The organism is Streptosporangium sp. NBC_01755, from assembly GCF_035917995.1.
GTDB lineage: Bacteria > Actinomycetota > Actinomycetes > Streptosporangiales > Streptosporangiaceae > Streptosporangium.
This window is the reverse complement of record NZ_CP109131.1, coordinates 5289719-5308566: the sequence shown is the minus strand read 5'-3', so window position 1 is coordinate 5308566 and position 18848 is coordinate 5289719. Positions and strand designations below refer to the sequence as shown.

Below are 18848 nucleotides of genomic sequence, written 5' to 3'. Positions count from 1 at the left end.
AGATCGCAGGCTCCATGCGCCACCTCGGACTTTTCCTCCCCAAGGAGGGCTCAGCATGAGTGAGCTCACCGTCACGGACTTTCCCGCCTTCTACCAAGAGGTTCACGGGTACGAGCCCTTCCCTTGGCAGACCGCGCTGCTCGACCGGGTGGTCCAGGAAGGGTGGCCAGAGCTGATCGACGTCCCCACCGGCCTGGGGAAGACCTCCGTGATCGACGTCGCCGTCTTCGCGGCGGCCCTCGGCAGGGCTGAGGCGCGAGCCGGAGTCGCCAGGCGGATCTTCCTCGTGGTCGACCGCCGGCTGATCGTCGACGAGGCGTACCGGCACGCCGAGAAGATCGCCGAAGCCCTACGCACCCCCGAAGACGACAGCCGCGCGGCCGAGGTCGCCACCGCCCTCCGGGTGGACGGCGACACCGCCGACAGACCGGTGGAGGTCACCCGGATGCGCGGCGGGGTCAACTGGTCATGGCGATGGATCGAGCGGCCTGACCGGCACGCCATCGTCGTCGGAACCGTCGACCAGGTGGGCAGCCGGTTCTTCTTCCGCGGCTACGGCGTCGGAAAGCACCTGCGCCCGATCGACGCGGCCCTGGCGGGTACCGACAGCCTGATCGTGGTGGACGAGGCCCACCTCTCCGAGGCGTTCCTGGCCAGTGTGCGCAGGGCCACGGCCTGCGACGAGACACCGGCCCCGATCCGTCCGACCGTGGTGAGCATGTCCGCCAGCCCTGAGTCCGGCACCGCCGACGTGCACCGCATCACCGACGTGGACGAGAACCACCGTGAGGCGTCCAGGAGGCTGAGGGCGGCCAAAGAGCTCCACCTGGTGGACGTACCGACCACCAAGGCCAACACGGCGAAGGCGATGTCTGGCGCCCTCGCCCACTGGGCGCGGGAGCTCCAGCGAGAGCATCCGGTCGTCGGGGTCGTCGTCAACACTGTGGCGCGGGCACGGGCCGTGTTCGAGCTTCTCCGCACTGACTCCGCGAGCCGCTGCGTGCTGTTGACCGGCAAGATCCGCCCGACAGACCGCGACTACCTGCTGGCCGAACACTACGAGCGGATCAGGGCGGGCCGGGATCGCACGTCCGCCGAGCCGATGTTCGTGGTGGCGACCCAGACAATCGAGGTCGGCGCGAACATCGACCTGGACGCGCTGGTGACCGAGTCCGCCTCGCTACCCGCGCTCATCCAGCGCCTCGGCCGGCTGAACCGCCTCGGCGACCAGCGGACCGTGGCCCCGGCGGTCGTGCTGCACGGCTCGGCGGACTCGGACGGCGTCTACGACACGGCACGCCCGGCGACCTGGGCCTGGCTGCGCGAACGCATCCCTCCGCTCCCCCACTCGCCGAAGGTTCGGCTCCCGGCGGAGCCGGGCATGGACGCCTCCCCCTCGGCGCTGCGCACACTGGTCCGCGCCCTGCCCCCCGGCCAGTGGGCCACACTCCGCGAACCCCGCCCCTACGTTCCCTCCCTGAGCCGAGCCCACCTGGACGTCTGGACACGCACCTCACCGATCCCGCTGAACGACATCCCCCTGCCTCCCTACCTGCACGGCCTCAACCGGGGAACGCCACAGGTGACGGTCCTCTGGCGCGACCTCCCCGACGACGACACGCTGTGGCCCGACCTCGTCGGCCTGATGCCACCGACCTCCACCGAGAGCATCGAACTGCCCCTTCGCGCCGTCCAACGCTGGCTCAACGGCGAGGCAGGCGGCGACGACATCAGCGATCTGGAGGCCGAGCACCTCCCAGACATCCCCGTACCGCCCGGCGGCAGGACCGTGCTCCGCTACCGCTCACGGGACAACTCCGAGGTGATCGCGGCCGACCGGATCCATCCTTCCGACACCATCGTCGTTCCCGCCTCCCACGGAGGCTGCGACCGCTACGGCTGGCACCCCGGCAGCCGCGAGCCCACCATCGACATCGCCGACCTCGCGCAATCCGCCGTCCGGAGAGGGGCGACGATCCGCGTCGGCCCGACCCTGGTCCGCGCCCTGGAGACCTACGCCCCCGACCTCGTCTCCGAGGTCGCGGCCTGGGTCGAGCGCCTGAACGCCGACTACCGTGATAATCCCTCTCTGGGGCAGGTCAGGTCGCTCCGCTCCGCGCTGGGCGACCCCGTACCGGGCCGCGACGAGCTGCCGCATCTGGCGGTGCTCAGACGGCTCACCGGCGGTTCCCGTGCCCGGCTGATCGAGCACCTCGACACCGGCACCCTGCTGCTCTCCTCCGGCACCGCCGCCTTCCGCGAGGACAGCACCGCTGCGGGCTCCTCCGTCTCCACCGGGAAGCTCTCCCTGGCCGTCCACCAGCGGGAGGTGGCGGAGAAGGCCGAGGAGTTCGCCCGCAACCTAGGCATGGAGCCGGAGACGATCCGGGCCGTCGGACTGGCCGCCCTCTGGCACGACGAGGGCAAACGCGACCCGCGCTTCCAGGTCATGTTGTGCGGCGGCGACCGCTGGGCGGCTGCGGCCAACGACGAGCCGCTCGCCAAGTCGGGCATGAACCCCGGCGACCGCGCCGCCTTCCGGCAGGCCCGCCGCCGAGCGTCCTACCCGGCGGACATGCGGCACGAGGCGCTCTCCACCCAAATCGCGACGGTCCTCCTGACCGAGGTGCCCGACGTTGACCACGACCTGGTCCTGCACCTCATCGCCAGCCACCATGGACGGAGCCGCCCGCTACTCCCCCCAGTCATCGACCCCGACCCGACCACCAAAATCGAGCGGAACGGTCAGCCGATCGAGGTCGACACCTCCCAATCGGTCGACTGGGCATCACCCGCCCGGTTCGAACGACTCAACCGATGCTACGGCCGCTGGGGACTCGCCCGCCTGGAAGCCGTCGTCCGGCTCGCCGACATCTGGTGCTCGGCCCGGAGCGAGGAGCGCACATGACAGCTCTCAGCACTGAGCCAATGGTCCGGTTCTCCGACGTCTCGCGCTCAACCCAAAACGAGGAGCGCACATGACCACCTTCAGTATCGAACTACCGGCCCTTGATGGACGGACCCCCCTCGGTTTCCTCGCCGCCCTCGGCTTGCTCCGCGTCTGCGCCGACGTCTGCCGCATGCCGACGGCGCTCTCCTTCTCCGACTCCACCGCCTGCGCGATCCTGCACAGCCCGTGCGAGACGGCCGAGGAGATAGCGGAGGCCCTGCGCGGCGTCATCGAGTCGATCCCCGAGTCCGCCATCCTCCCCGACGGCGGAGCCGGTTTTCCTCCGCCGTCGGGGGTGGGAAAGGACCCACTGCGTCGCTCCCGCGAGGAGTTCCACCAGCTGGCGACGAATCACCCCGAGGCAGCGGAGACCTGGTTGCCGTCCCTGGTCACTGACCTGGCCTTGGACAAACAGGAACGCTGCGCCATCACACTGTTCACCGCTCCCAGCGGTAAGCAGACGTTACAGACCTTCTTCGCGAAACCCCTGGAGGCGGTCCGGGGCAGGCCGGAGCGGCTCCTGGAGGCCCTGGTCGGCTGGCGACGGGTCGAGGGGGTCACCGGCGAATACCTCGACCACCGGGTGCTGCGCAGCAACAGCGACGACCCCGAAGGCCGCGCAGGCCGGGAGAGCGGTGTCCCCGGAGCCACCTGGCTGGCCACCATGGCACTTCCCCTCCTCCGCATCACCGGCGACGGCCAGCGCGTCCGCACCACCCTCTGGCACCGGAGACGCTCCGGCCCCGTCATGCTGTGGCCCCTCTGGCGCCCCGCCCTCAACACCCTCGCCGTGAGGTGCCTCCTAGAACATCCCGTCTTCGCCCCCGTTGACCACGTCCCCACCGTAAGCTCCACCCATTGGCCGGCCCTCGGGGTCATCAACGTTTACGGCGCGGAGAGGCAACGCATCCCCGGCCGCACCTTCGACGGCGTCCTGTCCCCTCTCCCCGTGAAGCTCCTCTAGTCCTTGGCCATCCACACAATCCGCCACTTGAAAAACACAACAGCGCGTGCCCTCTCCCTGCCGGAGCGCCTTACCCCCGCCCGTCCACCCCGGGTCGCGGTTAGGAACCCCAAGCATGCCCACTTTCCCCGGGGGGTTCCGAAGTCCAAGCGAGCACTCCAGACCCTAAAGCAGACATTTCTTCAATCCGCTTCAGTCACTATTTGTGATAGTCCCAGCTCAGAAACCGCTCCACCCCGGTCTCCAGGACCGGTCTCATTGCGGCCGTCCCCGGCCGGGCTCGACCTCGCCGCGAGGATGGCTCCACCCCGGTCTCCAGGACCGGTCTCATTGCGGCGCAAGACTCCCGCCGACCCCCAGGAGGACCGTTGAACGCTCCACCCCGGTCTCCAGGACCGGTCTCATTGCGGCCTGACCTTCTGGAACAACTCCACGGGCAACACCAAGCTCCACCCCGGTCTCCAGGACCGGTCTCATTGCGGCCGATGGCCCCCGCGATCCAGGCCGTCCGCGACACCGGCTCCACCCCGGTCTCCAGGACCGGTCTCATTGCGGCGTCGTCTCGGTCCTCATCGATCATCTGGAATCGCCGCCGCTCCACCCCGGTCTCCAGGACCGGTCTCATTGCGGCTCCGGAGATGAGCCAGTAGCCCGCCCTGGTGGGGTCGCTCCACCCCGGTCTCCAGGACCGGTCTCATTGCGGCATGGGGCGCCAGGCGCGTACTCACGTGCTGGCGATCGCTCCACCCCGGTCTCCAGGACCGGTCTCATTGCGGCTATGGATGTACCGGGCGATCAGACCGACACCGAAGCTCCACCCCGGTCTCCAGGACCGGTCTCATTGCGGCTGCTGGGACATCGTCATTCGGGAAACCTGATCCGTGCTCCACCCCGGTCTCCAGGACCGGTCTCATTGCGGCAACCACCTCGTGCGGCTCGACCTCCAGGTCGATACCGCGCTCCACCCCGGTCTCCAGGACCGGTCTCATTGCGGCTCCTTCAGAACGGGTGGAGGACGCACGCCATCATCGAGCTCCACCCCGGTCTCCAGGACCGGTCTCATTGCGGCATGCAGTCCTGGCGCATCTCCTCTTCAGTCATCTTGTCGCTCCACCCCGGTCTCCAGGACCGGTCTCATTGCGGCGTTTATGGGCGGCCGGTGCTCGACCGGCCGCCCCGGGCTCCACCCCGGTCTCCAGGACCGGTCTCATTGCGGCATGTCCTGCCGGTAGAGCCACGTCAGGAACGGCTCGAGCTCCACCCCGGTCTCCAGGACCGGTCTCATTGCGGCACCTACCCCGGCTGGGGGATCGCCTGCCTGGCGTCAAAGCTCCACCCCGGTCTCCAGGACCGGTCTCATTGCGGCGATGTTGACGGTGACGCCCGCAGGCCCGGCCGCGGGGCTCCACCCCGGTCTCCAGGACCGGTCTCATTGCGGCACGAAGCACGGCGGTGCGTCCGCCAAGGAGTACCAGCCGCTCCACCCCGGTCTCCAGGACCGGTCTCATTGCGGCGTTGCAGTCGGCGCAGCGCAGGTACAGATAGCCGTCGCGCTCCACCCCGGTCTCCAGGACCGGTCTCATTGCGGCGAGGAGATTCAGCGGTACTGGAGAGAACGACGACGGCTCCACCCCGGTCTCCAGGACCGGTCTCATTGCGGCACGGTGGGCACCGGGAAGGATCATGCGGGTCTCGCCGGCTCCACCCCGGTCTCCAGGACCGGTCTCATTGCGGCAGGAACCAGGACCGGCCAGCGTCCCAGTGCCCCGCCAGCTCCACCCCGGTCTCCAGGACCGGTCTCATTGCGGCCGTAGCCCGCGAGAACGGTGGTGATAAGCCAGACGGGCTCCACCCCGGTCTCCAGGACCGGTCTCATTGCGGCAACTCCCAGGCCAACTTCATCAGGTAAGCGAGCTGCGTTCCACTCCGGTCTCAGGACCGGTCCCATTGTGGGGTACCCCGTCGGCCTGAGACAACGGCGCCGCCATGTTCCACATCAGTCTCGCTGTGTGTAGACAACTCCGAATCGTCAGAGCAAGTCTGTAAGGGCGCCGCTCTTGATGTTTGCGACGAAGGCGTCCCATGCGGAGGGGGTAAGCGTCAGCACTGGGCCGTCGGGATCCTTGGAGTCACGGATCAAGAGGAGATGCTCAGCACCTGTCGCGTGCTCGGAGGTTGCCCGGGTACCTTCGGCGAGCCCGACTTCTACGCAGTTCTGACCAGCACCGCTGAGAGAACTTTTCTGCCATGTGACGTGGGATAGGTCCAGCTCAGACATTCCGCATACCTTCCGTAACGATCAGCTAGGTCGAACAGCCGCCTTTGCGATGAAATCTCGGGAGTCATCGGGGTCCAACGCTTTGGCACGCAGGTGGTCGAATGCCACCGTATAACGATAAACATCCGCCTCACGTTCTACATAGAGGCTGTCTGTCAGATTCTCCAGAAACACCACGTCTGGATCCGCAGGTTCAGGAAATTCGAGAATCTCGAATGCGCCGCTCGTGCCCGAGTGCGCTCCGGCCGTGAACGGCAGCACCTGGATCGTGACGTTGGGCAGCTCTGCCAGCTCAAGAAGGCGTTTGAGCTGCGCTCGCATCACCGTAGATCCGCCAATCGTGCGACAGACGGCGGCTTCGTCGAGGATGGTCCAGAGTCGAAGAGGATTCGTTTGGGTGAGAAGTGACTGCCTGGCCATACGGACTTCAATGCGCCGTTCGACTTCACCAGGGGGCGCGAGGATCAAACCGGCGCGGATGACGGCCCTGGCGTAGTCCTCGGTCTGGACAAGGCCAGGAAGAAGCACAGTGCCGAAGCTGCGCATCGAAGTTGTCTCGGCTTCGAGGCTGATGTAGGAGGTGTAGTCGCTGGATAGATCGCTGTATGCCTGCCACCACCCCCGCTTACGCGCGTCGCGGGCGAGCTTGAGCAGCTCTTCACGCCTGGAGCCGTCTACCCGATAGAGATCAAGGAGGCTCCCGACGTCCTTGGGCACGACGCCTACTCGGGAGGTCTCGATCCGTGAGATCTTGGTAGCAGACCAGCCAATTTGCTCGCCGACCTCCTCCATGGTCAGTTGAGCGCGTTCGCGTAGACGACGCAGTTCTGCGGCCAAGCGACGCCTGCGCACGGTGGGACTCCCTGTTTGCCGCATGTTCAGCCTCCCTTGAGCTGAGCCCACAGTAGCGACTCACTGACACAGAGTTCCGGCGCTTCCAAGAAAGCGAATTTGCTCATTTGGCAGCGCGCTCATCGTCATCGATGCATGCTCCATGTGTGCGAGACGTGACGCTCCGCACATGACAGTGGCTTCGGTAAGTGCTCAGCAGATGTGAAGTCCACGAAGGGCAGACGATCAGATGAAGGTGCATGATCCTCAAGGGTGGGGTGGGCGGCTTGTGGAGCTGGCCTGGGAGCTGAGTGAGCTGGGGGTCGACTCCGTGGTCCGGCTCTCGCCCGACCGGCCGCCGAGCATGGAGATCCTCCTAGCGCCGGGGCAACGCGGGTCCACGGCCGGGCGGCAGCGGGGCCGCGCTCCGGTCTTCGCCTGTAGCCGGACCCGAGATCGGAAGCGATACCGCAGCCGGAGTCGGGGCCGGAATCGGAACGGGAGTCGGGACGCCCGGACCGGGGCGCAGGCTCGGGAGCGTCTCGGGCGGATCGCACGGAGGCCACGATGAGCACGCCTGGGCTGCTCGGGCAGGTTGAGCTTCCCGCGCAGGTCGCCGCCGTCCCGCAGGCTCGCCGCTACGTCCGCGACCTGCTCGACGGTGTGGGCCACCCGCACGCCGACGACGCGCTGCTCCTGCTCACCGAGCTGGTCACCAACTCGGTGCGTCACTCCGACTCAGGCCGTACCCCCGACGGCCGGATCACCGTCGCCATAGCTCATCACAATGGAACGCTCCATATCGACGTCATCGACGCCGGATCCACCACCGGACAGCGACCCCGAGTCTGCCCGGACACCGACCTCGACAGCGGCGGCGGACGCGATGTGGATCGCGCTGCTGTATGGACTCCTGCGATAGCGACGGGAGGTGGTCTGCGCGCCACCTCACCCACGATGCCCGCCGAGGATGATCTTCCGCATCCCGATCTCATTCAGGTAGCCCCATCCCGGTCTTCAGGACCGGTCTCATTGCGGCGGAGCAGGGCGCAGGCTCGGGAGCGTCTCGGGCGGATTCACTCCACTCCGGTCTTCAGGACCGGTCTCATTGCGGCCGTGCCGAAGAACTCGTCGGCCTCTTGGCGCATGAGTTCATGGTTCACGCGCGGGAGCCGACGGTGGCGGGCGACCAACTCCTCCGCGGTCAGGCGCCGTCGGCGAGGCAGTGGCCGGAGCTCGGCGGCCTCGGTGTCGTCGCGAGTGATCGTGTCCCGGGGGCCTGGGTCGACACCCCCGTACGGCGCGGGACGGGACGGTATCTCGGCATCCCCGCCGTCAGGTCCCCCGGAACGCCCCTGTCGGGTCACGTACGCGCCGTGCGGATCCGGGAGTACGCGGGCGGCTGCCGGGGCACCGCGTCCAGGTCGTGCCGGGCGAACGGCAGAGCCCAGCGGCCGAAGACGACCTTCCCCCTGGCCGGTGACCGGTAGTGGCCCCACTCGTCGGTGCAGACGCCGACGAGCAGCAGGCCCCGGCCGCTCTCATCGTCCTCTCCGGCCTCGGCGAGCCGGGGTTCGCCGTCGCAACTGTCCCAGACCTCCGCGAACAGGCCCACGGTGGTGAGGCGGAGGCGCAGCACGATCGGGTACGGTTCGTCGGCCTGCGAGCAGGCGCAGGCGGCCAGGGGATGCGGGCAGGCGTAGCCGTCCGGGGCATGCGGGACGGCGGTGGCCTTGATGGCGTTGGTGGTCATCTCCGAGACGACCAGGACGCAGACATCGGAAAGCTCCCGCAGACCCCACCTGCGCAGCTGCGTGCGGGTGAAGTCGCGGGCCTGGGAGGCCGCGGCCGGCTGCGCCGCCAGTCGCAGCTCGGCCGCGTCCAGGGACAGGTCATCGGGGGCGCCCAGATCAGGGTGAAACGGTGAGTACATCGGTCCCGGCCGTTCGACGGGGAGCACGGTCATGAGATGGCTCCAGAGAGGTTCAACGGAGATTCGGTCACGCGTCCCCGGCGCAGATAGGGACGCCCCGCCCGAGCTGTGAGATCACGCGAATCCAACGGCTCCGGCGTTGTCTCAACCCTCCTGCGCGGAGCGTGCCGGAAACAGGCGACGAGACCACGTCTGTTCGTCACTGTCGGAGCTCAAGTCACTCCGTACAGCGAGGGCGTTGCAAGGATCGGCGATCTGGCCGCTGATTTCTGCACTCTGCCGTCACCGAACGTGATCGACCAGTAACGTTCGGCCCGAAGAATCGCCACCGGAGGACCCGCCGGGAGGGGCCGAGCCGATGCCACGTGCACCGCGCAGCGTCAAGCAGCAGATGGACATCTTCAGCGCTGAGCTCCGTGAGCGTGGTTGCACGTGGGCCGAGGTCGCAGCTGAATTCCAGCGGCGTTGGCACCTGAACTCCCGCCAGGGCTTCCGGGAGGCGCATCGACTCACACAAGCCAAGGTCTGCCATCTATGGAACGAGTACTGGCCGAACGAGCCACTGACGACCCGCAAGCTCGGGTCGTGGGAGGCCTGGCCCGGCCCCACCGGCAACGAGCCGCCGATCGCCGGTCTGAACCGGCTGGCCCGTATCTATCAATGCCGCACCGCCGACCTGGTCGACGGTGAAGACCACCGCGATGCCGACGAGCACAACGCCCCGGCCACCCGACTCCGGGGGCGGGAACTGGTGGCCGCGGGAGCCGCGGGCAGCCTCTGCCGCGAGGATATCCAGGGGGTGCTGGCGGCCCTGCCCGCCGGACCCGCGCCCGCCGGACCCGCGCCGGTCGGGACGAGCCGCGAGGAGGAGTACGACGCCCTCGTACGGGCTCTCGCCCAGTGGGCGGCGTCCATGAATCGGCGCGACGTGCTGGCCCTGGTCAGGGCCGCGGCGGCCGCGGCGGCGGCCTCTCCGCTGCTGGACCGGCTGAACGACGACGAGCTCGACCGGCTCGCCCTGATCGCCGCCGAGCCGTCCCGGGTGGACGAGGCGACGGTCGACCACATCGACGCGGTGTTGCACCACTGCATGCGCCAGGAGGACCGCCTCGGCCCCCAGTCGGTGCTGGGGACCGTGCTGGCCCAGCAGCACCTGGTGCGGTCGCTGATCCCGGCCGCGTCGACGGACGAGGTGCGCGAGCGGTTGCTGTACCTGCTGGCCAACATCTGCCGGTTCACCGCCTGGGTACTGTTCAATCTCAACGACTTCAACGGGGCGAACTACTACTACGAGCAGGCCAAGTCTGCCGCGCACCGGGCCGACAACGACGCGATGAACAGCTTCGTCCTGGCCAACTGGTCGCAGCTGGCCACCTGGCAGGGCGATCCCCGCCAGGGTGTCGAGCACGCTCTGGGCGCGCTGGCCTGGGGGCAGCGGGCCGGTAGCAAACTGCTGGTGTCGTACGCGTGTGACGTGGGTGCTCGCGCCTACTCGGCGGTGTTGCGCCGCTCGGCCAAGACCGATCGTCACAAGGACCACGCCCGGTGCATGAGGAGCCTGGACCAGGCCCTTCGCGAGCTCGGCCACGCGGGTGAGGGGGATGTGGGGAGCAAGCTGCTCTACTTCTACGGCGACGGGCAGCATCTGTCGACCAAGACCAAGTGTCTGCTGGACATGGGCGATGCCCAGACCGCGGTCGAGATGGCCGCCCGGTCCCTGACCCAGATCGACCCGGCGTTCGTCCGTAACCTGGCGTTCAGCCGCCTGGACCTGGCGCGCGGGTACCTGCGGCTGCGCGCCATCGACGAGGCGTGCGAACAGATCGGCGAGGCCGCCCGCCTCACCTGCCGGAACACCTCGCCGCGGCTGGCTCGCTCGGTGGTGGAGGTCCGCGAGACGCTGAATCCGTGGGCGAGGACCCGCCAGGTCGCCGCCCTGGACGAGAAGCTGCACGCCCTCCAGCTCATCGCCTGACGAATCGCCCGACGAATCGGCTGTCCAATCGGCCGACGAGTCGCCTGTCCAATCAGCTGCCGAATCGGCTGACGAGTTGGCTGACGAGTCGCCTGACGAACCGGCTCACCGGCGGCGTGCCGTGGGTACCTTCTCCAGCACCAGGATGTCGAAGACCGGGGCGGGGATCGGCGGGTCCAGCAGTTTGTGGGACACCTTCCGCCATCCCCACCGCCGGTAGATCGCCTGGGTCCGTGCGGCCCTGGGCTGTACCGACAGTGTCGCCCGCTCGGCACCGGATCCGGCGATCAGCTCGTCGTGGATCCGGTGCCCGATCCCGATGCCGCGCCAGCCGGGCAGCACGCCGTAGTCGATGACGGCGAACGTCCTGGTCCCGGTCTCGGTCGTGAACTCCTCGTCGACCGGTTCGGCCAGCCCGGTCCACCAGCGGGCGTCGGCGGGCAGCAGGTATCCGTACCCGAACCCGACGAACTCGGGGCCGGATCGCGCGGTGGTCAGCCGGAATCCGGGCCGGCCGACCAGCTCGGGAAAGTAGCAACGCTGGTTGGCGAACTCCGCGTCGTTCCCGCTGAAGGGCGGCAGTGAGAACACCGCCTGATAGAGGTCGCAGATCGTCCCGGACAGCGCGAGCGACTCCCTGCGGCCGCGCGTCTCTATGATCATGTTTTCGGTGGGGGCCATGCCCGCCTCCTCGCCTCCTTCGAACCGCCTTCCCTTGGGGCGGTTTCTTACCCGTGGACGGGCGGGGCAGCCGCCCCGGTTCCCGTGCCGAGGGCGAGGCGTCGGGTCAGCCTTTCGTGACGTCGGTCAGCGATACGGAGAGGTCGGCGAGCCGGTCGGGGCTGACTGTCGCACCGCTGCGGATCAGATCCTGTGCCGGTGCGATGCCCTCGTCCCACTGGTTGACGTGCATGCCCGCCACGACGCGCCCCTCGGCGAGCCAGAAGGCGTGGAAGGCCCCCGCCTCCAGGTCCCCGCGGATGACCACGGAGTCGTATCCGCCGGGCGCGAGCCAGCCGGAGAACTCCATGCCGACGTCGTACTGGTCGGTAAAGAAGTAGGGCGGCCGGTCGTGGACGACCTGCCGGCCGAGCATGGCCTTACCCGCGGTCAGCCCCCCGTTCAGCGCGTTGGCCCAGTGCTCGACGCGGATGCGGGTGCCGTACAGGGGGTTGAACGCGTTCGCCACGTCACCGGCGGCGTAGACGTCGGGGTCGTCGGTGCGGAGGGACTCGTCGACGACGATCCCGTTCTCCACCGTCAGGCCGGCCCGCTCGGCGAGTTCGGTGTTGGGGCTCACGCCGACACCGACGATCACCACGTCGGCCGCGACCTCCTCCCCGTCGTCGGTGGCGACCGCGTGGACGCGTCCGGAGCCCAGCAGCCCGGTCACCTCGCGGCCGAGCCGCAGGTCGACGCCGTGCCGCCGGTGCACGTCGGCGAAGAAGGCCCCCAGTTCGGGGCCGAGTGCGGCGTGCAACGGCACCGCCCTCGGCTCGACGATCGTCACCTCGCAGCCGTACTCCCTGGCGGCCGCGGCGGTCTCCAGCCCGATCCAGCCCGCGCCCACGACGGCCACCCTGCCTCCACCGCGGATCGCCTCACGCAACCGTTCCGAGTCGTCGAGGCTGCGGAGGTAGTGCACGCCGTCCAGGTCGGCGCCGGGCACGGTGAGGCGGCGCGGTGAGGCGCCGGGAGCGAGGAGCAGCCGGTCGTACCGGATACGCCGCCCGTCGTGGAGTTCCACCTGGTGCGCGGCCCGGTCGAGGTCCGTCACGCGGCGTCCGAGCAGCGGTTCCACCGAGTTGTCGGCGTACCAGCCCTCGTCGTGGACGTAGACCTTGGCCTTCTCCTCCTTGCCGAGCAGGTAGCCCTTCGAGAGTGGGGGGCGCTCGTACGGCAGCTCGGTCTCGGCTCCGATCAGCGTGATCCGGCCCGAGAAGCCCTCCTGGCGCAGGGACTCCGCCGCCTTGGCCCCGGCCAGACCTGCTCCGACGATGACGAACGTCTGCTCGGTAGTCATGTTCCCCTTCCTATCCGATTCCCGCGCCGGTTCCAACGATCGCGAGAAGCCCGGTTCCCGTGCGTCGGGACGGAGGGGCGGGGGTCGACGGCCGACCGGCCTCGGGCGGGGCATCGGAATGGCGGGCGCCGGGGGGACCCTCCGGGGAAACGCACAACCGGTTCCCGGCCCTGGTACGGGATTGAGCACGCTTGTCGGAACACGTCCCCAAAACGGACGGTAAATCAGCGAAAGAAGCGCGGCCGGGACACGATCCACTTACTCTCGGGAATTCACAAGAAAGGCACGCGAGCTGACTGCCGGAAAAACACGCCGGTCCTCCATAATCCCTTTCGTGCATGTCACACTGGGTTCCCTTGTGACCGGGCCAGGTATGCGGAATCACAGGCGGCGAGGTCGCGCAAGGCTTCCAGTCGATTACCCGAGGAAATTTTCGTTTACCCTGCCGGAAACCAGATTCCGCACTCCAGGAAAGGGAGGCCTATATATTTCCTACGCCATCAAGCTCGCACCGTGGACGGGAATGCCTATGCCCCGGCCCGCGGCGCGCCGTTTTGATAAGGAGCATGCCGCATGCCATTGAAGCGACGATTCGCCCGAGCCACGGTCAGCTGCGCGTTCGCGGCGGCCGCCGTCCTGAGCCTCGGAGCCTTCTCACCCGTCCCGCCGACCTCCCCGGGCGTCCCGCCGGCCTCCCCTGGCGGCTCGCCGACCTCCCCGGGCGTCCCGCCGACCGCTCTGGGCGGCTCGCCGACCTCCATGATCCAGCGGGTCGACCCGCCCCCCAGGCCCACGGCACGCGCCCTGACCACCGACGAGATTCGTAGGAGGGGGCTGGACAAGTACATCGACATGTCCCGCCAACAGGAAACCCCTCCCCGGATCGTCGACACCAACCAGGGCAAGTTCGCCAGCGGCATCCTGTCGCCCGCCAGGCAGTTCTCCAACACCTCCAGTAATTTCACGTCGGGCTGCTGGTATCTGACCACCACGTACGGGGCCCCCGGTCGCAACGGGGCCGCTTATCACACGTGGTGCGGCAACGGCGCCCAGGTCACGTACACCTCGGCGAGCTGCACGGGGAGCACCAACCTTCCCAGCTACATGTACGAGGGCTGCCAGAACATCCAGGCGTACGGGGTCGGCTGGAACGTCTGGGACGTCACGGACGGATGGCGTTTCTGCACCTCCTACAATCCCTACACGGGCGTGTGCTCCTCCCGGGCATACCCGTGGCAGAAGAACCGCTACGGGGCGAACGGCCAGGTCTGGCTCCTCGGATGGGGCGGCTAGGGACCGACTCCCGAACTCGCGTTTCGCGGCGGCGCCGGCCTCACCAGGCCGGCGCCGCCGCCGTGTCATCTCCCGGCTTCCCCCGCATCCCCGGCATCCCCGGCATCCCCGGTTTCCCGGCATCCCCGGCGTGCCGGTGACGGACCCGGCGCGCGAACCCCGAGCTCCTTGAGCGTCGGCGGGACGGGCATGACGAGTCCTGGCCTGGCGGACGCGACAGATAATTCATCACTTGTTGATTTATTGGCCTCTCCGGCCTAATGTTGCAGCACGCATCAGACGCAGCGACGCAGGGAGCGGCCCGATGGACGGCATGGAGCGTGACCGGCCAGCCGACGACATCCCACCCACGACGCCTCCGGCACGGCCCCCGCTGCCTCGGGGAGACGTGCCCCCACCCCTCATCCTGAAATTTGAGGACATCGGGGCGGAGATGTTGCCGCTGGTCGGTGGCAAGGCGGCCAATCTCGGCGTGCTGACCAGCGCCGGGCTCCCCGTTCCCCCGGGCCTGTGCGTCACCACCGAGGCCTACCGCAGGGTCACCGAACGGACCGCCCTGAAGGACGTGCTCGCCGCGCTCGCCACCACGCCCGCCGGGGACATCCCCGCCCTGAACGCATTGGCCGCGAAGGCCCGCGGGATCGTGCTCGCCGCGCCGGTCCCCGACGACATCGCGGACACGGTGAGGGGCGGCGCGAACGGCCCCGTCGCGGTCCGCTCCTCCGCGACCGCCGAGGACCTGCCGCACGCCAGCTTCGCCGGACAGCAGGACACCTACCTCAACATGATCGGCGCCGACGCCGTGCTGGACGCGGTCCGGCGGTGCTGGGCCTCGCTCTGGACCGACCGGGCCGTCGCCTACCGGGCCGCGAACGGTATCGGCCACGGTGCGGTGCGCCTGGCGGTGGTCATCCAGAAGATGGTCCAGTCCGAGACGGCCGGGGTGATGTTCACCGCCAACCCGGTCACCGGGCGGCGGCACGAGGCGGTGATCGACGCCAGTCCCGGTCTCGGCGAGGCGGTGGTCTCCGGCGCGGTCAACCCCGACCACTTCGTGGTCGACACCGCCACCGGCCGGATCACCGAGCGCCGCCTGGGAGACAAGCTGGTGGCCGTACGGTCACTGGCGGGCGGCGGCGTCGAGCACGTCGAGACCCCCGCGGACCCCGTGGAGAGCGCCTGCATCACCGACGCGCAACTGGGGGCGTTGGCCGAGCTCGGCGACCGGGTCGAACGGCACTACCGGACACCTCAGGACATCGAGTGGGCGATCGACGCCGCCGGAGTCCTCTGGCTGACCCAGGCGCGCCCCATAACCACCCTCTACCCGATCCCCCACCACGCGGAGTCGTCCGGAGGTCCCGTGCCCGGCGACACCCGGATCTACTTCTGTTTCAGCCTGGCCCAGGGGCTGTACCGGCCGATCACCCCCATGGGCATGTCGGCCTTCAGGCTGCTGTCGTCATCGGTGTTCGAGATGCTGGGGACGCCGGTGGCCGACCGGCTGGCCGGCGCCCCGCCCGTCACCGAGGCGGGCGGTCGGCTGTTCTTCGACGTCACCGGCCTCATCCGCAGCCGGGTGGGCCGGGTGGCCTTCCCGAAGGTGCTCGACGTGATGGAGGCCAGGTCCGCGAAGGTGCTGCGCGGACTGTTCGACGACCCCCGGTTCGGCGTCATCCAGCCCTCGCTCCGGCCGCCCCTGCGCCGGGCGGTCAGGATCGCGGCCCGCTTCCACATCCCGCGGCGCGCCGTGCGGGCCCTGCGCGCCCCCGCCTCGGCGCACCGGGACGTGGAGCTGCTCCGGGAGCGTCTGCGGGGGCGGCTCCCGGCACCGCGGGGCGCCACCCCGGCCGAGCGTCTCGACCATGTCGAGCGGATGCTGGGCGGCCAGATCTTCCCGCTGCTGCCGACCATCGCCCCGGCCGCCGCCGCCGGGTTCGCGATGCTCGGCCTGGCCGCCCTGGTGCTGGGCGACCGGGTCAGGCCCGATGAGCTGGAGACGGTGCTGCGCGGGCTCCCGCACAACGTGACCACCGAGATGGACCTGGCACTGTGGCGGCTGGCCACCCGCGTCCGCGAGGACGGCGAGGCCGCCTCCCTGCTGCTGGGCGCCCCCGCCACCGAGCTGGCCGAGCGCTTCCACGCGGGAACACTGCCCGGCGTGCTGGGAAGTGGTCTGGCGGACTTCCTCTCCGTCTACGGCGTCAGGGCGGTCGCCGAGATCGACCTCGGGCTGCCACGCTGGTCAGAGGATCCGACCCACATCATCGGCGTCCTCGCCAACTACCTGCGGCTGGAGGATCCCGCCCTGGCCCCCGACGCGCTGTTCGCCAGGGGTGCCGCCGAGGCCACGCTCATGATCAAGACCTTGGGCGGGCGCGCCGGAGGACTGCGTGGGCGCCTCGTCCGATTCGCGCTCGGCCGGACCCGCGCGCTGGCGGGCCTACGCGAGATGCCCAAGTACGTCATGGTGACCGCCCTGGCCGCGATGCGGGCCGAGCTGCTGGCCGTCGGTGCCGAGCTGGCCTCCCGGGGCCTGCTGTCCCGCGCCGACGACGTCTTCTTCCTGACCTTCCGCGAGGCCAGGGCGGCCCTCACCGCCCCCTCCTCACGGGAGGCCGGCGCGCCCACGGCCGACGGTGACAGGCCGACGCCCGCCCCCGCCCCGGCGGAGGCCGGCGCGCACCCGTCCGAGGTGGCCGTACGACCCGCACTGGGAGATCTCGTGGCGCGGCGACGTGCGGAGGCCGCCCGCGAGCTGCGCCGCAGGCACGTCCCCCGCGTCCTGCTGTCGGACGGCACCGAACCGGAGGCCATCGCCGTACGGGCACCGGTGGACGGCGCGCTGACCGGCACCCCGGCTTCGGCGGGCACCGTCACCGGCCGCGCCAGGGTCGTCCTCGACCCGGTCGGCGCGCACCTGGAACCCGGGGAGATCCTGGTCTGCCCCTCCACCGACCCCGGCTGGACCCCGCTGTTCCTAACCGCCGGCGGCCTGGTGATGGAGATGGGCGGCGCCAATTCCCACGGCGCCGTGGTGGCCCGCGAGTACGGCATCCCGGCCGTCGTGGGCGTGAGCGGGGCGGCCGAGCACATCGTCACCGGCCAGGAGATCACCGTCGACGGCGCCTCCGGCGTCGTCACCACCTGACCGGCGGCTCAGGGCCCCTGCCGGATGAGAGGGGGAGCCGGGCCTGGATTCCGCGCCACCAGATGGAATGATCGTGAGAAGCCGTGGCATTCTCGCGGCCGGCGGGGACGAAGAAGATCACATGTGGTGCACGACGTCACCGACACCGATCTGGTGCTTCAGCGACTGCACGGGCCGACGATGCTTGAGGCGTTGCGGCGGCGGCCCCGGCGGACGACGGCGTACGGCCGGCTGCTCGGCGAGCTTCACCACACGTTGCACGCGGTCACCGCGCCCGACTGGCTCCCGCGCCGGTTCGCCGGCGAATCGGATCACCGGGTGTTGCACCTGGATCTCCACCCGGCCAACGTCATCCTCACCGACCGCGGACCGAGTGTCATCGACTGGTGCAACGCCGCCGCCGGGGATCCCGCGGCGGATGTGGCTCAGACCCTGGTGCTGGTGGGGAGCAGTGACGTGCCGGGGTTCGTCGCCCGGCTTCGCAGGCGTGCCCTCCTGCGGGCGTTCCGGCGTGAATGCCGTATCGATCCGGCATCGCGCACCGCCGAGGTCATCACGGCGCGCCTGGCGGACCCGAACATCACCGCGACCGAGGCGGCGCGACTACACGACCTGTGCCACAGCACCTCGGCCGTCAAGCGGGGTACGGCGTGGCGGTGACGCCCTCGCGGCCGGGCCGGCGGCGCCGCGGCACCCGACCGATCGTCCGGTCGCTCGAATCCCGTACGACCAACTCCGGTTCGAAGACAACCTGGCGGTGCTGGTGGCTGCTGTCCTCGGTCACCTCCTCGATGAGCAGCTCCGCCGCGGTCCGGCCGAGTAACTGCCGGGGCCGGCGGACCGAGGTGAGCGGCACCGCGGCGGCGGCCGCGAAGTCGATGTCGTCGTAGCCGACGATCGCGAACTCCTTCGGAATCCGCACCCCCGGCGGGTCCTGGTCCTCAACGAGCCGACCCGTGGCGTCGACATCGGCGCCAAGGCCGAGATCCACGCGCTCGTCAACGAACTCACCGCTGCCGGTGCGGCGGTCCTCATGGTGAGCAGTGACCTGCCGGAGCTGCTCGGCGCGAGCGATCGGATCGTCGCGACGCCGACTGATCCACCCCCTGAGGAGCAATCATGAAACGCACCACCATATCCACATTGGCCATCGCAGGCGTGCTCACCCTCGGCCTGAGCGCGTGTTCGGACTCCACCACAGCCGAGGGCGGCAAGCCGTGGCCGGCAGGCTTCGGCAACGATCACGCCGCCGACCGGGCCGCCGACCGGGCCGACGCCCTGGTGAGCCGCGAGGAGCGATCGTGAGGGCGAGATCCGCCGCTTCGGCAACCGTTACCACCTCTACGGCACCAGCTACGGCTGCGGCTACGAGTGGCAGCGTCCCGGCGCGCCGTTCTGCGGTTTCCGGTCCTACAGCTCCACGGACCTGGTGCACTGGAACGACGAGGGT

Annotated in this window: 13 protein-coding genes, 1 pseudogene and 1 CRISPR repeat array; of the genes and pseudogenes, 8 read left to right on the top strand and 6 right to left on the bottom strand. The window is 69.4% G+C overall.

Features of this window, described 5'->3' with window-relative positions; genetic code table 11:
- Positions 1-55 precede the first annotated feature (55 nt).
- Entirely contained in the window at positions 56-2908 is a 2853-nt protein-coding gene (gene cas3g, locus OG884_RS25270; RefSeq protein ID WP_326636856.1) for a type I-G CRISPR-associated helicase/endonuclease Cas3g, read from the top strand.
- Positions 2909-2978: 70 nt separating this feature from the next.
- Complete coding sequence (locus OG884_RS25265) at positions 2979-3914, top strand: type I-G CRISPR-associated protein, Cas3-extension family (RefSeq protein ID WP_326636854.1); 936 nt, start codon at positions 2979-2981, stop codon at positions 3912-3914.
- 228 nt (positions 3915-4142) lie between these two features.
- Positions 4143-5796: a CRISPR direct-repeat array (repeat unit 37 nt; unit sequence GCTCCACCCCGGTCTCCAGGACCGGTCTCATTGCGGC).
- Between the two features lie 147 nt (positions 5797-5943).
- On the opposite strand, the gene OG884_RS25260 is transcribed toward OG884_RS25265, so the two are convergent.
- Both OG884_RS25260 and OG884_RS25255 read right to left on the bottom strand, forming a co-directional pair.
- Entirely contained in the window at positions 5944-6192 is a 249-nt protein-coding gene (locus tag OG884_RS25260) for a DUF397 domain-containing protein (RefSeq protein WP_326636853.1), read from the bottom strand.
- 21 nt (positions 6193-6213) lie between these two features.
- Positions 6214-7044, bottom strand: a complete 831-nt coding sequence (locus OG884_RS25255; RefSeq protein WP_326636851.1) for a helix-turn-helix domain-containing protein — start codon at positions 7042-7044, stop codon at positions 6214-6216.
- Positions 7045-7590: 546 nt separating this feature from the next.
- On the opposite strand from OG884_RS25255, the pseudogene OG884_RS37620 reads away from it, so the two are divergent.
- A pseudogene (locus OG884_RS37620) lies at positions 7591-7854 on the top strand (ATP-binding protein); the annotation flags it as partial.
- Between the two features lie 532 nt (positions 7855-8386).
- Here the strand turns inward: OG884_RS37620 and OG884_RS25250 are convergent.
- Positions 8387-8989 (bottom strand): ATP-binding protein, encoded by a 603-nt coding sequence (locus tag OG884_RS25250; RefSeq protein ID WP_326636849.1) that lies wholly within the window; start codon positions 8987-8989, stop codon positions 8387-8389.
- Positions 8990-9314: 325 nt separating this feature from the next.
- Between OG884_RS25250 and OG884_RS25245 the strand changes: the two genes are divergently transcribed.
- The gene (locus OG884_RS25245) at positions 9315-10931 is read left to right on the top strand and encodes a hypothetical protein (RefSeq protein WP_326636848.1); all 1617 of its coding nucleotides are present in this window, start codon (positions 9315-9317) and stop codon (positions 10929-10931) included.
- 105 nt (positions 10932-11036) lie between these two features.
- Here the strand turns inward: OG884_RS25245 and OG884_RS25240 are convergent, their stop codons facing one another.
- On the bottom strand, positions 11037-11612 hold the full coding sequence (locus OG884_RS25240; RefSeq protein ID WP_326636846.1) for a GNAT family N-acetyltransferase: 576 nt from the start codon (positions 11610-11612) through the stop codon (positions 11037-11039).
- 106 nt (positions 11613-11718) lie between these two features.
- The gene (locus OG884_RS25235) at positions 11719-12954 is read right to left on the bottom strand and encodes an NAD(P)/FAD-dependent oxidoreductase (RefSeq protein WP_326636844.1); all 1236 of its coding nucleotides are present in this window, start codon (positions 12952-12954) and stop codon (positions 11719-11721) included.
- A gap of 573 nt (positions 12955-13527) precedes the next feature.
- Here OG884_RS25235 and OG884_RS25230 point away from each other — a divergent pair.
- From OG884_RS25230 to OG884_RS25220, 3 genes are all read left to right on the top strand, one after another.
- Positions 13528-14247, top strand: a complete 720-nt coding sequence (locus OG884_RS25230) for a hypothetical protein (protein ID WP_326636842.1) — start codon at positions 13528-13530, stop codon at positions 14245-14247.
- 304 nt (positions 14248-14551) lie between these two features.
- Complete coding sequence (locus tag OG884_RS25225) at positions 14552-17398, top strand: PEP/pyruvate-binding domain-containing protein (RefSeq protein ID WP_326636840.1); 2847 nt, start codon at positions 14552-14554, stop codon at positions 17396-17398.
- 123 nt (positions 17399-17521) lie between these two features.
- Complete coding sequence (locus OG884_RS25220) at positions 17522-18058, top strand: phosphotransferase (protein WP_326636837.1); 537 nt, start codon at positions 17522-17524, stop codon at positions 18056-18058.
- Here OG884_RS25220 and OG884_RS37615 read toward each other — a convergent pair.
- Positions 18033-18515 carry a substrate-binding domain-containing protein gene (locus OG884_RS37615; RefSeq protein WP_442811522.1) on the bottom strand — a complete coding sequence of 161 codons (483 nt, stop codon included), beginning with the start codon at positions 18513-18515 and terminating at the stop codon, positions 18033-18035. The two genes, OG884_RS25220 and OG884_RS37615, sit on opposite strands and share 26 nt — an antisense overlap.
- 2 nt (positions 18516-18517) lie before the next feature.
- Here OG884_RS37615 and OG884_RS25205 point away from each other — a divergent pair, with 2 nt between their 5' ends.
- A complete protein-coding gene (locus OG884_RS25205; RefSeq protein WP_326636835.1) occupies positions 18518-18703 on the top strand; it encodes a hypothetical protein in 186 nt (61 codons plus the stop codon).
- The last annotated feature ends 145 nt before the right edge of the window (positions 18704-18848 follow it).